Source organism: Streptomyces sp. NPDC048639, from assembly GCF_043199075.1.
Classification (GTDB): Bacteria; Actinomycetota; Actinomycetes; order Streptomycetales; family Streptomycetaceae; genus Streptomyces.
Map to the genome: position 1 here is coordinate 570,429 of NZ_JBICVP010000003.1, position 14,271 is coordinate 584,699.

8 protein-coding genes and 1 pseudogene are annotated in these 14,271 nt (G+C 72.4%); 4 read left to right on the forward strand and 5 right to left on the reverse strand.

Annotation, left to right across the window (positions count from 1 at the left end; genetic code table 11):
- Positions 1 to 53: 53 nt before the first annotated feature.
- Together ACGFNH_RS10785 and ACGFNH_RS10790 are read right to left on the reverse strand one after the other, a co-directional pair.
- Positions 54 to 3,629, reverse strand: a complete 3,576-nt coding sequence (locus ACGFNH_RS10785; protein ID WP_393652694.1) for a UvrD-helicase domain-containing protein — start codon at positions 3,627 to 3,629, stop codon at positions 54 to 56.
- Positions 3,630 to 3,984: 355 nt separating this feature from the next.
- On the reverse strand, positions 3,985 to 4,389 hold the full coding sequence (locus ACGFNH_RS10790) for an MGMT family protein (protein ID WP_393652695.1): 405 nt from the start codon (positions 4,387 to 4,389) through the stop codon (positions 3,985 to 3,987).
- 173 nt (positions 4,390 to 4,562) lie between these two features.
- Here ACGFNH_RS10790 and ACGFNH_RS10795 point away from each other — a divergent pair, with 173 nt between their 5' ends.
- The 4 genes and pseudogenes from ACGFNH_RS10795 to ACGFNH_RS10810 form a co-directional block, all read left to right on the forward strand.
- A complete protein-coding gene (locus ACGFNH_RS10795) occupies positions 4,563 to 7,496 on the forward strand; it encodes a flippase-like domain-containing protein (RefSeq protein ID WP_393652696.1) in 2,934 nt (977 codons plus the stop codon).
- 460 nt (positions 7,497 to 7,956) lie between these two features.
- The gene (locus ACGFNH_RS10800; RefSeq protein ID WP_393652697.1) at positions 7,957 to 8,379 is read left to right on the forward strand and encodes a RidA family protein; all 423 of its coding nucleotides are present in this window, start codon (positions 7,957 to 7,959) and stop codon (positions 8,377 to 8,379) included.
- A gap of 58 nt (positions 8,380 to 8,437) precedes the next feature.
- Positions 8,438 to 10,003 (forward strand): alpha/beta hydrolase, encoded by a 1,566-nt coding sequence (locus ACGFNH_RS10805; protein WP_393652698.1) that lies wholly within the window; start codon positions 8,438 to 8,440, stop codon positions 10,001 to 10,003.
- Between the two features lie 372 nt (positions 10,004 to 10,375).
- Positions 10,376 to 11,128 (forward strand): annotated as a pseudogene (locus ACGFNH_RS10810) (SAM-dependent methyltransferase); the annotation flags it as partial.
- A gap of 169 nt (positions 11,129 to 11,297) precedes the next feature.
- On the opposite strand, the gene moeZ reads toward ACGFNH_RS10810, so the two are convergent.
- From moeZ to ACGFNH_RS10825, 3 genes are all read right to left on the reverse strand, one after another.
- A complete protein-coding gene (gene moeZ, locus ACGFNH_RS10815) occupies positions 11,298 to 12,476 on the reverse strand; it encodes an adenylyltransferase/sulfurtransferase MoeZ (protein WP_393652699.1) in 1,179 nt (392 codons plus the stop codon).
- A gap of 62 nt (positions 12,477 to 12,538) precedes the next feature.
- Entirely contained in the window at positions 12,539 to 13,294 is a 756-nt protein-coding gene (locus ACGFNH_RS10820; protein ID WP_393652700.1) for a spherulation-specific family 4 protein, read from the reverse strand.
- The gene (locus ACGFNH_RS10825; RefSeq protein ID WP_393652701.1) at positions 13,282 to 14,229 is read right to left on the reverse strand and encodes an NAD-dependent epimerase/dehydratase family protein; all 948 of its coding nucleotides are present in this window, start codon (positions 14,227 to 14,229) and stop codon (positions 13,282 to 13,284) included. The genes ACGFNH_RS10820 and ACGFNH_RS10825 overlap by 13 nt, the downstream gene beginning before the upstream one ends.
- Positions 14,230 to 14,271 lie beyond the last annotated feature (42 nt).

Sequence of the window (14,271 nt, forward strand, 5' to 3'; positions counted from 1 at the left end):
TGAACGCCCACTCCAGAAGGGTCCGTCACGGCGTACCGGTACCGGACCCGCCGTCACTCCACGATGTGACGCCCTTCCGCCTTCGCCGTACAGGAGTTGCGGAACGCGCAGTGACGGCAGTGCTGGCCGGGGCTCGGCGCGAACCGCTCGTCCAGGACGCGTCCCGCCGCGGTGGCCAGCAGCTCCCCGACCCATTCGCCGTCCTCAGGCGGTGCGGTCGTCCCGGCCACGGGCTCCTGGGACTGGACCACGGGCACTTGGTCCCCGCCGTCCTTCCGCGACGCCCCCAGGCGCAGATGGACCAGCTCCGCGCCCCCCGGCTCGACGGTGTGCCCGCCGAATGCGCCGTCCACCGCCCCCGCCCGTACGGCGAGTTGGTACACCGCGAGCTGCGGGTGGCGTGCGACCTCCGGTCCGGTCGGCCTGGTCCTGCCGGTCTTGAAGTCGACGACATAGGCACGGCCCTGGCCGTCCTCCTCGACCCGGTCCATGCTGCCGCGAATGCGTACCTCGTACGCGCCGGCTTCCAGGGTGACGTCGAACTCGTGCTCCGTGGCGACCGGCGACCGGCCCGCGCGGTCCATGACGTGCCAGCGGATGAAGCGTTCGAGGGCGGCCCGCGCATTGCCCTTCTCCTGCTGCGACTTCCAGGGAGCGTCGAACGCGAGGCCGTCCCAGACGGAGTCCAGCCGCTCCATGAGGACGGCGAGGTCCGCGGGCGTACGTCCGGAGGCGACCTCGTCGGCCAGCACGTGCACGACGTTGCCGAATCCCTGAGCGGCGGTCGCCGGCACGTCCGCCTTCACCTCGCGCCCGAGGAACCACTGGAGCGAGCAGGTGTTGGCCAGTTGGTCCAAGGCGCTGCCGGAGAGCGTGACGGGACGGGCCGGGTCGCGCAGCGGGACGTCACTGTGCGTCGGCTCGTACAGGCCCCACCAACGGTGCGGGTGCGCGGCCGGTACGAGCGGCTGGTCGCTCTCGTCGCGCAGCGCCGCCAGCCGGGCCAGCCGGCGAGCCGCCGCGTCACGGAGAACGGGAGAGGCTGCGGAGTCGACGGTGGTGGCGCGCAGTTCGGCGACGAGCGCGGCGACGGAGAGCGGGCGGCGGGGGCGGTGCGCCACCCCGGCGGGTTCCGCACCGAGTTCGGTGAGGAAGCGGGAGGGCTGGTCGCCGTCCTCCGCGGCCGCCTTGACGGCGGTGACGACGAGCCGGTCCCGCGCGCGCGTGGCGGCGACGTAGAACAGCCGCCGCTCCTCGGCGAGCAGCGCACCGGGCGTAAGGGGCTCGGCGATGCCGTCCCGGCCGATGCGGTCCGCTTCGAGCAGCGATCCGCGGCGCCGCAGATCGGGCCACAGGCCTTCCTGGACGCCCGCGACGACGACGAGCCGCCACTCCAGGCCCTTGCAGCGGTGCGCGGTCATCAGGCGTACGGCGTCGGGGCGTACGGCCCGGCGCGTGAGGGTGTCGGCGGCGATGTCGTGGGCCTCCAGCTCCTCCAGGAAGTTGAGGGCTCCGCGGCCGCCGGTGCGCTCCTCGGCGCGGGCCGCGGTCTCGAAGAGGGCGCAGACGGCGTCGAGATCGCGGTCGGCGTTGCGGCCCGCGGCGCCGCCGCGCCGGGCGGCGCGTTCGAGCCGCTGCGGCCAGGACGTGCCGTCCCAGAGGCCCCACAGCGCCTCCTCGGCGGTGGCGCCCCGGGCGAGCGCTTCCCGCGTCTCGCGCAGCAGGCGCCCGAGGCGCTGCGCTGCGCGCGCGTACGCCGGGTCGTGCGCCGTCAGCCGCTCGGGTTCGGCGAGCGCCTCGGCGATGAGCACGTCGGACGGCCGGGGCACGACCCGTCCGGCGGCCCGCTCCTCGTCCCTCAACGCCCGCCCCAGGCGCCGTAGATCGGTGCTGTCCATCGCGCCGAGAGGCGAGGTGAGCAGCTCGACGGCGGTCTCGGTGCCGAGAGCCGACCCGGACGCGCCGTCCGTGGCGACGGCGCCGTTCGCGTCTCTCGTGCTGTCCGCGCCGTTCGCGTCACGCGTCGCGTCATCGCCGTCCGCACCGTTCCCGCCGTTCGCGTCGGCACCGGACTCCGCACCCTCCGTCCTGTCGGTCCTGTCCGCCCCGTCCGTCCTGTCCGCCCGGTCCGACCCGTCCGGCGCCTCGCCGTCGTCGGCAAGCTCAGGGCTTCGGACACCGTCCGGGTCCCCCGCACCGTCCGCGGCATGCCCCACCGGGCCCAGGCCCGTCGGGCCCGCTGCCGCCGTGGCCGCCACCCGCAGGGCCGTCAACAGCGGTACGGCCGCCGGTTCGTGGCGCAGCGGCAGGTCGTCCCCGTCGATGTCCAGGGGGACGCCGGCGGCGGTCAGGGAGCGCCGCACGCCCGGGATCGTACGGCCCCCCGCGCGGACGAGGACGGCCATCTCCCCCCAGGGCACACCGTCCTCCAGGTGCGCGCGGCGCAGGATGTCGGCGATGTTGTCCAGTTCGGCGCCCGCCGTCGGATACGTGTAGACCTCGACGCGTCCCCCGTCCCGTACGGCCGTCAAGTCCCGGTGGGCGCGCACGGCTTCGGCCGGGAGGCGGGTGAGCGGCATCCGGCGCGTGACGAGGCGGGTGGCTTCGACGAGCGCGGCGCCGGAGCGGCGGGAGGTGCGGAGCACTTCGACGTCCGCGGGGGTGCCGTCGGCCTTCGGGAAGGCGTGGGGGAAGTCGAGGATGCCGTTCACGTCGGCGCCGCGGAACGCGTAGATGGACTGGTCCGGGTCTCCGAAGGCGACGAGCGTACGGCCGCGGCCGGCCAGCGCGTGCAGCAGGCGGACCTGTGCGACGTCGGTGTCCTGGTACTCGTCGACGAACACCGCGTCGTAACGGGCGGTCAGTTCGGCGGCGACCTCCGTGCGGCCGGCCAGCAGCACCGCACGGTGCACCAACTCCGCGTAGTCCAGGACCCCTCGGCCGTCCAGCACGTCCAGGTACTCGGCGAGGAAGGAGGCCGCCGCTTCCCAGTCCGGCCGCCCGGTCCTGCGCGCGAACGCGCCGAGCGCGCCCGGTCCGAGCCCCAGTTCGCGGCTGCGCGCCAGCACGGCGCGGACCTCGTCGGCGAAGCCGCGCGTGGTCAGGCAGGCGCGCAGCTCGTCCGGCCAACGGACCGCGCCGCGCCCGCGACCGGCCAGTTCGGCCTGCCCGGCGAGCAGTTCACGGACCACCAGGTCCTGCTCCGGGCCCGAGAGGAGCCGGAACGGGTCGACGAACAGCTCGACGTCCTGGTGGGCGCGGACCAGCGCGTAGCAGTACGAGTGGAAGGTGGTGGCCTGCGGGCTGTGGGTGCCGCCCAGCCGGGCCGCCATGCGATCGCGCAGTTCGACCGCGGCCTTGCGGCTGAAGGTGAGGACGAGGATCCGCTCCGGGTCGGTGCCCTTGGCCACACGTTCCGCCACGGCCTCGACGAGTGTGGTCGTCTTGCCCGTACCGGGACCGGCGAGGACGAGCAGCGGGCCGCCGGGATGGTCAACCACGGCGCGCTGTCGTGCGTCCAGAGCAGGAGGGCCGGCTGTCTCCGGGGGCGTGCGCACCAGTCGGTACGCGCCGGTGGCCGGTTCTCGGGCCTGCCGGTGCGTCGAAGAGGGCGGTGTGGAGGAGCTCACGTGGTTCGCCGGTCCTGGTGGGTGTGCTGTGCTGCGTGCTGTGCGTGTTTCTGGTGGTGGTTCGGTGGTTTCCGGGGCGTCCGTTGACGATGTGCTGTACGTGGATTACGTGGTTCTCGTGATCTTTGAGAGGTGCGAGGCTTCCGTGGTGCGGGTTGATGACGCTACGCCCTCGGGGCCGCGGGCCGCAGGGCGTCCCCGTGGTCGTCGCCGCCACCGCCCCGGCCCCGTCCCGCACCCCTCCGGGAGTCACCGGCGGGTCCGTACCGGCAACGGCCACCGCCGCGCCGGCGCCAGGACGAATACCGGAAAGGAGCTGTGGATCACGTCTTCTGCCGTCGCATGGCGGAAGCTGTCAGATATGAGCTCCTTCGTCCGGGTCCCCCGAGGCACCGTCGCGCGGGGCGCCATCGCCCGAGGCGCCGTCCCAGCGCGCCCGGGCCATGTCGATCTTCGGCATATGGCCCGCGGCGGCGCGCGAGGCCGTGCGCAGCGGCGTGCCCTCGGCGCGGTAGTGGGCGAGGGCCTCCTGTTCGTGGCCGGGCAGGAGCGCGCCGCCGGATCGGACGACACGCCACCACGGCACCGCACCGCCGTACAGGGACATCACCCGGCCCACCTGACGGGGGCCGCCGTCGCCCAGCCATTCGGCGACGTCCCCGTACGTCATCACCCGGCCTGGCGGGATGCGCTCGGCGACGTCCAGCACCCGCTCCGCGTACTCGGGCAGGGGCTCGGCAGGCGTACTCTCGGGGCTCATCCCGCCCATGGTGCCGTACGGGACCGACAGGGCGGTTTCCGGCCGCAGCGGGCCACCGAAGGGCGCACAGGACACCAAATGGGAGTGCCGCTTCCGCTTCGCCCGCTCTCGAAATGCACCCTGATGCCCCCCTCGGGGGCTCGGCCATGCCACCATCTTCCGGGCGGTGACTGGTGATACGCGATCAACGAGAGTCGGCAGACCAGCAGAGTGCGGGAAGCCCCGAAGGGGCCGGCACCTCTGGCGAGCCGTCACGCCCGGACACCGGCGAGGGGCCTGATTCGGCCACGACAGGGCCGCGGGCGGACGGAACCGCGGGCGCCCCGAGCGGCGACCGGAGCGACGACCGCGCCGACAGCGGCACAGGCGGTCCGACCGGAGACGAGCCGGGTGACCAGCCGTGTGACAAGCCGCGCGCCAAGCCGGCCACCGGCAGGACCGGGGGCCTGTCGGGCGTCAAGGCGTCCTGGCGCTCCGCCGCCGGAGACGCGGACGACGAGGGCGAGATCCACGTCGACCAGGTCTCCGGGGACGAGCCGTTGCTGCCCGCCCGCGTCCACCGCCCCGCCGACCTCGTACGGGTGCTCCTCGGCATTCTCGGGATCGTCGTCGTCCTCGCCATCGCGGCCTTCGCGCACGGCACGACCGAGGGCCTCAAACAGGACATCGGCAAGGGCACGGGCCAAGCGCCCGACCTGCTGACGAGCTTCGCCGGCTTCGCCTCCAGCGTGGCCGTCCTCATCGTCCCCGTCGCCTTCGCCATCGAGCGGCTGATCAAGCGCGACGGTCTGCGCATCGCGGACGGCGTCCTGGCCGCCGTCCTGGCGCACGGCGTCTCGCTCGCCACCGACCTGTGGGTGGCCCGGTCGGCCCCGGAGTCGATCCAGGACGCACTGACCAAACAGGCCCCGAGCGGCGACATCACCGACCCCGTGCACGGCTATCTGGCGCCCGTCATCGCCTATATGACGGCGGTCGGGATGGCACGGCGACCACGATGGCGCGTGGTGCTGTGGGTCGTGCTGGCGCTCCAGGTGTTCGCCGTCCTCGTCGGCGGATTCGCGACGCCGTTCTCGATCCTCGTCACCGTCCTCATCGGCTGGACCGTCGCCTACGGCACGCTCTACACCGTCGGCTCCCCCAACGTCCGGCCCACCGGCCAGAACCTCCTCGCCGGGCTGCGCCGCGTCGGATTCCGCCCCGTCAGCGCCCTGCGCGCCGAGGAGACACCGGACGCCGACAACCAGGAGCGCGGGCGCCGCTACCTCGTCACCCTGGAGGAGGGAGCCCCGCTCGACGTCACGGTCGTCGACCGCGAGCAGCAGGCGCAGGGCTTCTTCTACCGCGTGTGGCGCCGCTTCGCGATCCGCGGCATCACGCAGCGCCGCAGCCTCCAGTCGCTGCGCCAGGCCCTGGAGCAGGAGGCCCTGCTCGCCTACGCCGCCATCGCCGCCGGAGCGAACGCCCCCAAACTGATCGCCACGTCCGAACTGGGCCCCGACGCCGTCATGCTCGTCTACGAGCACACCGGCGGCCGCAGCCTCGACTCGCTCCCGGACGAGGAGATCACCGACGAACTGCTGCGCAGCACCTGGCTGCAGGTCCAGGCACTGCAGTCGCGTCGTATCGCCCACCGCAGACTGGTCGGGGACGCCATCCTGGTCGACCGCAACGGCTCGGTCGCCCTCACCGATCTGCGCGGCGGCGAGATCGCGGCCGGCGATCTGGTGCTGCGGATGGACATCGCCCAGCTGCTCACCACCCTGGGCCTACGGGTCGGCGCCGAGCGTTCGGTGGCCGCGGCCGTCGCGGTCCTCGGCCCCGACGCGATCGCCGACAGCCTGCCGCTGCTCCAGCCCATCGCACTGAGCCGCTCCACGCGCGCCACGCTGCGGCAGCTCGCCAAGGAGCGGGCGCAGCGCGAACGCGAGGCGGTCCTCGAGGCGTCCCGCGTCTCGCGCGAGGCGCGCGGAGAGGCGGCGGAGGAGAGCGGCACGGGCGGCCCCAAGGCGGGGCGCAAGGCCACACGGGCGGAACGCAAGTCCGTACGGGCGGAGCGGCTCGCCGAGAAACGGGCCATCGACGAGGCACTGGAGGAGGCACGCGAGGAGGACCTGCTGGCCCAGATCCGGGGCCAGATCCTGCTCATCCGGCCGCAGGCGCCGGTGGAGCCCGCCCGCCTCGAAAGGATCCGGCCGCGGACGCTCGTCAGCTTCATCGCCGGAGCCTTCGCCGCGTACTTCCTGCTCTCGACGCTCACGCACGTCAGCTTCAAGGACGTGATCGCCGAGGCGAACTGGTACTGGGTCGCGGCCGCGTTCGCCTTCTCCTCCGTGACGTACTTCGCCGCCGCCCTGAACCTTCTCGGCTTCGTCCCCGAGAAGGTGTCCTTCGTCCGTACGGTCCTGGCACAGGTCGCCGGGTCGTTCGTGAAGCTCGTCGCCCCGGCGGCGGTCGGCGGTGTCGCGCTCAACACCCGCTTCCTCCAGCGTGCGGGCGTACGGCCGGGACTCGCGGTCGCGAGCGTCGGCGCGTCCCAGCTCGTGGGCCTCGGCATCCACATCGTCCTGCTGCTGACCTTCGGCTACATCACGGGGACGGAGCGCACGCCCTCGCTCACCCCGTCCCGTACGGTCATCGCGGGACTGCTGACGGCCGCCGTGGCGGTACTGATCGTGACGGCGGTGCCGGCGCTGCGGAAGTTCCTGGCGACGCGCGTACGGTCACTGTTCGCGGGCGTGGTGCCGCGGATGCTGGACATCATGCAGCGTCCGCAGAAGGTGTTCACGGGCGTCGGCGGAACGCTGCTGCTGACGGGCGCGTTCGTGATGTGCCTGGACGCCTCGATCCGCGCGTTCGGCGGCGAGCTGAGCTACGCGAGCATCGCGGTCGTCTTCCTCGCGGGCAATGCGCTCGGGTCCGCCGCTCCGACGCCCGGCGGTGTGGGCGCGGTGGAAGCGACTCTGACGTTCGGCCTCATCGCGGCGGGCCTGCCGAAGGAGATCGCGACACCGGCGGTGCTGCTGTTCCGGCTGATGACGTTCTGGCTGCCGGTCCTGCCGGGGTGGCTGTCGTTCACGCACCTGACACGCAAGGAAGCGATCTAGCCTGCGGCTCGCGTGCGGGTCGGGTGGCCGGTCCCGCCCCCATCGGGCAGCCCGCCCGTCGCGGAGCGCGTGGTACGGGTGCGTCTGCACGTGCGGAAGCCCTGTGTGCCCGGCTGGGGGCTGCCGTGCCCAGGGCAGTGGTTCATGGGCCGTAGGCGCCCCGATGCCCGGGGCCAGGGGGGCGCGGTCCTGCGGACACCGCCCGCCCACGCCGTCGAGCGACTTCACCGCGGCGACGGTACGTACTTCACGCCGCGGTTCGGGCGAAGGCAGCGCTGTCCGAGCACCGCCGGGCCGAGCCGCCGTCGGCCGTCCGACTCGTGGCCCCGCCGGGCCGGGCCGGCTCGTGGCCCCGCCGGACTGCCGAGGGCTCCGGCGGGGCGGTTCCCGAAACCGCTACCGCCCTCGCCGCTCCTGCATGAGGATCTGCGGCGTACCCACGATGCGAGGAGAACCCCGTATGTCCCACGCCGATCACCTGGAGCACCTCCTCGCGCCCGCCGGTGTCGCGCCGGGTCGTGGATACAGCCATGTCGTCCAGGGCACCGGACACTTCGTCGCCGTCTCCGGGCAAGTGGCGCTCGACGAGCACGGAGCGGTCGTCGGGCCGGGCGATCCGGACGCGCAGGCGCGTCAGGTCTTCGAGAATCTCCGCCGATGCCTGGCCGCCGCGGGAGCCGGCTTCTCCGACGTGGTCAAACTGACCTTCTTCATCACTGATGTCGGGTTCCTCCCGGCCATCCGTGCCGCCCGTGACGAGGTGATCGACACCGCTCGCCCGCCTGCCAGTTCGGCCGTTCAGGTGGCAGCCCTCATCAGGCCGGAGTTTCTGCTGGAAATCGAGGCCTTCGCCGTACTCCCCGAGGAGCATCGGCCGAGCTGAGGAACCGACTCGCTGTTCTACTGTTTCTGAAGGAGCCATCCACCGGACGGGGAGCAGGGTGCCCAGACGCAAGCGATCCATAGCGCGGGCCGGAGCCGTGGCCGCCGTGGGCCTGCTCGTCGCGACGGCGGCCACCGCCTGCGGCGACGGGGACGGCGACACGTCCGGCGGCCCGCTGACGGAGCAGAAGCTGAGCTGGAAGAGCTGCCCCGCACCCTCCACCCTCCAGGGCGCCGGTACGGGCAAGCCCGCGCCGATGCCCGACGGCACCGCGTGGGAGTGCAGCACCATGCAGGTGCCGCTCGACTGGAGCAAGCCGGACGGCGAGCGTATGGATCTCGCCCTCATCCGCGCCAAGGCCAAGGACCAGGACAAGCGCCTCGGCTCGCTCGTCTACAACTTCGGCGGCCCCGGCGGCTCCGGCGTCTCGACCCTGCCCCTCGCCGCGCAGGAGGACTACGAGAAGCTGCACAGCCGCTACGACCTGGTCAGCTTCGACCCCCGCGGCGTCGGCGAGAGCGAGGGCGTGCGCTGCCTCGACGACAGGGCCATGGACGCCGCCTACGCCGTCGACGGCACCCCCGACGACGCCGCGGAGGAGAAGCAGTCCCTGGAGGTCACCAGCAAGTCCGCGGAGGGCTGCGAGAAGACCGCCGGCAAGGTGATCCCGCACGTGGACACCGAGAGCGCCGCCCGCGACATGGACCTGATGCGCCAGGTCCTCGGCGACCGCAAGCTCAACTACTTCGGCATCTCGTACGGCACCGAGCTCGGCGCCGTCTACGCCCACCTCTTCCCGCGCAACGTGGGCCGTGCCGTCTTCGACGCCGTCGTCGATCCGACCCACGACCCCGAGCAGAGCTCCCTCGGCCAGGCCAAGGGCTTCCAGCTCGCTCTGGACAACTTCCTCAAGGACTGCGCCGCGGACGGCGCCTCCTGCCCGGCCGGCCCCGACCCGAAGCAGGGCAGCCAGAAGATCGGCGACCTGCTGAAGCAGCTCGACACCAAGCCGCTGCCGACCAAGGACGGTCGCGACCTCACCCAGACCCACGCCCTCAACGGCATTGCGCAGGCGCTCTACTCCCAGGACTTCTGGGGCTACCTGAAGCAGGGCCTCTCCGAGGCGCAGCAACTCGGCACCGGGAACCTGCTGATGGCTCTGTCCGATTCGATGACGGGCCGGGACCAGCAGGGCCAGTACAGCAACATCCAGTCCGCCAACACCGCGATCGCCTGCGCCGATTCCCAGCAGCGCTACACGACCGCCGACATCAAGGCGAAGCTGCCCGAGTTCCGCAAGGCTTCGCCCGTCTTCGGCGACTTCCTGGCGTGGGGCCTGCAACAGTGCACCGACTGGCCGGTGGACGGCGGTACGGAGAGCCTGGACGTCTCCGCGAAGGGCTCGGCCCCGATCGTGGTGGTCGGCAACACGGGCGACCCGGCCACGCCGTACGAGGGGGCACGGCGGATGGCCCAGGGGCTCGGCAAGGGCGTCGGCATCGAGGTCACCAACAAGGGCGAGGGCCACGGCGCGTACGGCAACGGCACCTGCGTGACCGATGCCGTAGACCGCTATCTGCTCGACGGCACGGTGCCGAAGTCCGGCACGGTCTGCACGCGGTAGCGCCCGCGCGCCGCCGGCCGACGGTCCGTCCGTCTCCGGCCAACAGGGGCCGCGGCGGGGAGTGTTAGGGTCCTGAGCCCAGAGACGACCCGGTCTGCCGTTGGAGCGGAAGAGAGGTGAGGTTGATGACCGTCGTGGAGACCACTGCCGTGCGCAGTGCCCGGACCATCCTCACGTCCCGGGCCCCGGTCTGACCCCGAGCCGCCTGCCGTACGAGCGCCCTTGCGCGCTCACCGAACCACCACCATGACCGCGCTCGCCGAGCCATGACGCTCGCGGAGCCACCATGACTCACCGAGCCATGGACCATGACGGTTCGCCGACGGCCGCTCCCCCGTCCTGTCCCGGGCCCCTTCTCCAAGGGTTACCACGATGTCCGAACCTTCGAACGATCCGCTGACCGACGCCTTCTTCGCCCTGCACCGCGGGCTGCCGAGGCAGGGACCGGGATCCGATGCCACCACCCGCCGGCTGCTGGAGCTGGCCGCTCCTCTGCCTGCGCGCCCGCGGGCGCTGGACGCGGGCTGCGGCCCCGGCCGCGCCGCCCTGATCCTGGCCGCCGATGCCCGGGCCCGGGTCACCGCGGTCGATCTGCACCAGCCGTTCCTCGACGAACTGGACGCGACCGCCGCCCGGAAGGGGCTGGCCGCGCACATCACCACCCTCAACCGTTCCATGGACGATCTGCCGCACCCCGACCACAGCTTCGATGTGATCTGGGCGGAGGGCTCGGTCTACACCATCGGGTTCGACACCGCGCTGCGGACGTGGCGCCGCCTGCTCGCCCCCGGTGGCGTCCTCGTCCTGACCGAAGTCGAGTGGGCCACGGCCACACCGTCGCCCCGGGCCCGGGCGTTCTGGGATCCGGCCTATCCGCTGCGGCTCCCGGAGGAGAACACCGCGGCGGCGGAGGCGGCCGGCTACCGGGTGGGTGCCATGTCGCCGCTTCCCGACCGTGACTGGTGGGAGGAGTACTACGGGCCGCTCGGCGAGCGGGCCGACGCGGCCGATCCGACGGCACCCGGCGTGGAACGGGCCGTTGCGGCCGTCCGCGAGGAGATCGCGCTGCGGCGCGAGCACGGGGGCGAGTACCGCTACACCGGGTACGTCCTCCACCCCGTGAACGGCTGATCCACCGAGAACGGCTGAACGACCGAGGGGCCTGCCCAGCGGGCAGGCCCCTCGCACATCCCGTTGCACGTCCCCTCGCGTGGGGCGTGAGGACGCGGACGTCAGCACGCAGTACGCGGATGTGTCGGTCGGACGTCGGTACGCGGTTGTCAGTACGCGGGCGTCAGTACACCGGCTTCGACGGCTCGATCTGGTGCACCCAGCCGATCACGCCACCGCCCACATGGACGGCGTCGGCGAAGCCCGCGTTCTTCAGCACCGCGAGGACTTCCGCGGAGCGGACACCCGTCTTGCAATGCAGGACGATCTTCCGGTCCTGGGGCAGGCCCTGCAGTGCGGTGCCCATGAGGAACTCGTTCTTCGGGATCAGCCGAGCGCCCGGGATGGAGACGATCTCGTACTCGTTGGGCTCGCGGACATCGATGATGTCGATGCTCTCGCCGGCGTCGATCCACTCCTTGAGCTGGGTCGGCGTGATGGTCGAGCCCGCGGCCGCCTCCTGCGCCTCGTCCGACACGACGCCGCAGAAGGCCTCGTAGTCGATCAGCTCGGTGACGGTCGGGTTCTTGCCGCAGACGGCGCACTCGGGGTCCTTGCGGACCTTGACCTGCCGGTACGTCATCTCCAGGGCGTCGTAGATCATCAGGCGGCCGAGCAGCGGGTCACCGATGCCGGCGAGCAGCTTGATCGCCTCGTTGACCTGGATCGAGCCGATCGACGCGCACAGCACGCCGAGCACGCCGCCCTCGGCGCAGGACGGGACCATGCCGGGCGGCGGGGGCTCGGGGTAGAGGCAGCGGTAGCAGGGTCCGTGCTCGGACCAGAAGACGGAGGCCTGGCCGTCGAAGCGGTAGATGGACCCCCACACGTACGGCTTGTTCAGCAGCACGCACGCGTCGTTGACCAGGTAGCGGGTGGCGAAGTTGTCGGTGCCGTCGACGATCAGGTCGTAGTCGGCGAAGATCTCCATCACGTTGGAGGAGTCGAGCCGCTCCTGGTGGAGGATCACGTCGACGTACGGGTTGATGCCCTTGACGGTGTCACGCGCGGACTCGGCCTTGGAGCGGCCGATGTCCGCCTGGCTGTGGATGATCTGACGCTGCAGGTTCGACTCGTCGACCTCGTCGAACTCCACGACTCCCAACGTGCCGACGCCGGCCGCGGCCAGGTACATCAGGGCGGGCGAGCCGAGGCCGCCGGCTCCGACGCACAGCACCTTGGCGTTCTTGAGCCGCTTCTGCCCCTCCATCCCGACATCGGGGATGATCAGGTGGCGTGAGTACCTGCGGACCTCGTCGACGGTGAGCTCGGCAGCCGGCTCGACCAGGGGTGGCAGCGACACGGGGACTCCGTTGGTCGGTTATGAGTACGGTTCGTCTCCTCGTAACAGTGCCATGGGCCTTCTCATTCCGAGACACCCGGTCCGATCCGCGAGACGATTTCGTCCCAGTAGCCGGGAAGCGCCTCCCAGGGGTCCGCGCCGCGTCCCCGGTCCGTACGGTCCGTGAAGTAGATGGTCCCCGCGCCCTGCCAGCGGGCGATGCGCATCGCCTCCTCCAGGTGCGTGCGCGGTACGCCGTGGACCAGATGGCAGAAGCGCTGCGGCGCGTAGTCGGCCGTCCACTCCGCCACCTGTGACCAGCGATAATCCGTCCACGGCCCGGAGAACGTCACCAGCTGGTCGCCCCACTCCGCATAACCCGGGTACGGGTGCGTGCTGTGCCCGTAGACGACGAACGCCTCCTCGAGCAGCGCACGGAGCGTGGTCGTCGTCCGCCGGACGTCCGCCAGCTCGGAACGCTCGGACGGGCAGCGGCCGAGGAAGAAGCCGTCGACCTTGTACCAGTCGAGGAAGCGGTGGGCGTCGGAGACCAGTTCGCCGAAGGGGCGCGTGCCCAGGCGCATGTCGAGATGGCCGAGCACCCGCGCGCCCGCGTTGGTCAGGCGCCCCGCGGCCTCCAGGCAGTGCGGGTCCGGGCGGACACCGGGGCCCCGCGCCACATTGAGCACGGCCCAGTGCAGCGGTGTCTCGGGGCGGGTCAGCTCCGCCCACTCGGCGGGAGCGATCAGCGGGTGGGCGTAGCCGGGCACTCCGAAGCCGAGACGGCTCACATCCGCGGGCGCTTTGCGCCGCGGCCCGGCCGAGATCAGATGCGACATGCTGCCTCCATCCAGATGTCGGCGAGGGACTCCTCGAGTTGGATGCGGGGGCGCCAGCCGAGCCGGTCACGTGCGGTGCGCACGTCCGCCTGCTGCCAGACGCCGCACCCGTCCGGGTAGGGGTAGGCGGCCGGGGCGCCGAGGTGCTCGGCCGCTCCCCCGAGGCCGCCCCGGGCGGCGCTCGCGTCCAGCTCGTGGATGGTGCCGCCGAAGCCCGCGGCCTTCGCCAGGACGACCGCGACGTCCCGCATCCGTACGGCGCGGCCGGTGCCGATGTTGACCACGCCCTGTGCGGCGGACAGGGAGGCCGCGTGCACCGCGCGCGCCACGTCCCGTACGTCCACGAAGTCCCGCTGCACGCCGAGCCCGCTCAGCTTCAGCTCGCTGTCGCCGGACTGCATCGTCCGCCGCAGCGCCTCGGCGAGACGGCCCAGCGGGGAGCCCGCCGGAGTGCCCGGGCCGGCCGGGGAGAAGACGCGCAGCACGACGGCGTCGAGGTCGGAGCCGAGGACCATCTCGGTGGCGGCGAGCTTGCTCACGCCGTACGGGCCGCCGGGGCGCGGCACCGCGTCCTCCGTCGTCGAGGAACCGGGCTGGGACGGCCCGTACTCGGAGGCGCAGCCGAGCTGGACCAGGCGCGCGCCGCAACTGCTGCGCCGCAGCGACTCGCAGACGGTCGCCATGGCCACGGTGTTGTGCCGGGTGAGGTCGCGGGCACCGCCGCGGGTCGCGCCCGCGCAGTTGATGACGACGCCGGGATGCACGGCGTCCAGGAAGCGGGTCAGCGCGCCGGGGCTCCCGGCGGCGAGATCGAACCGCACGTCGGCGTCGTCACCGCGGCCGAGCGCGGTGAGCTGGACGGCGGGGTCGGCGAGCAGCCGCTCGGCCACGTGCCGTCCGAGAAACCCGTTGGCCCCCAGCAGCAGGACCCTCATCGCGCGCCCTCCCGACTCTCGTACGGGCCCAGGGGCGCGTGG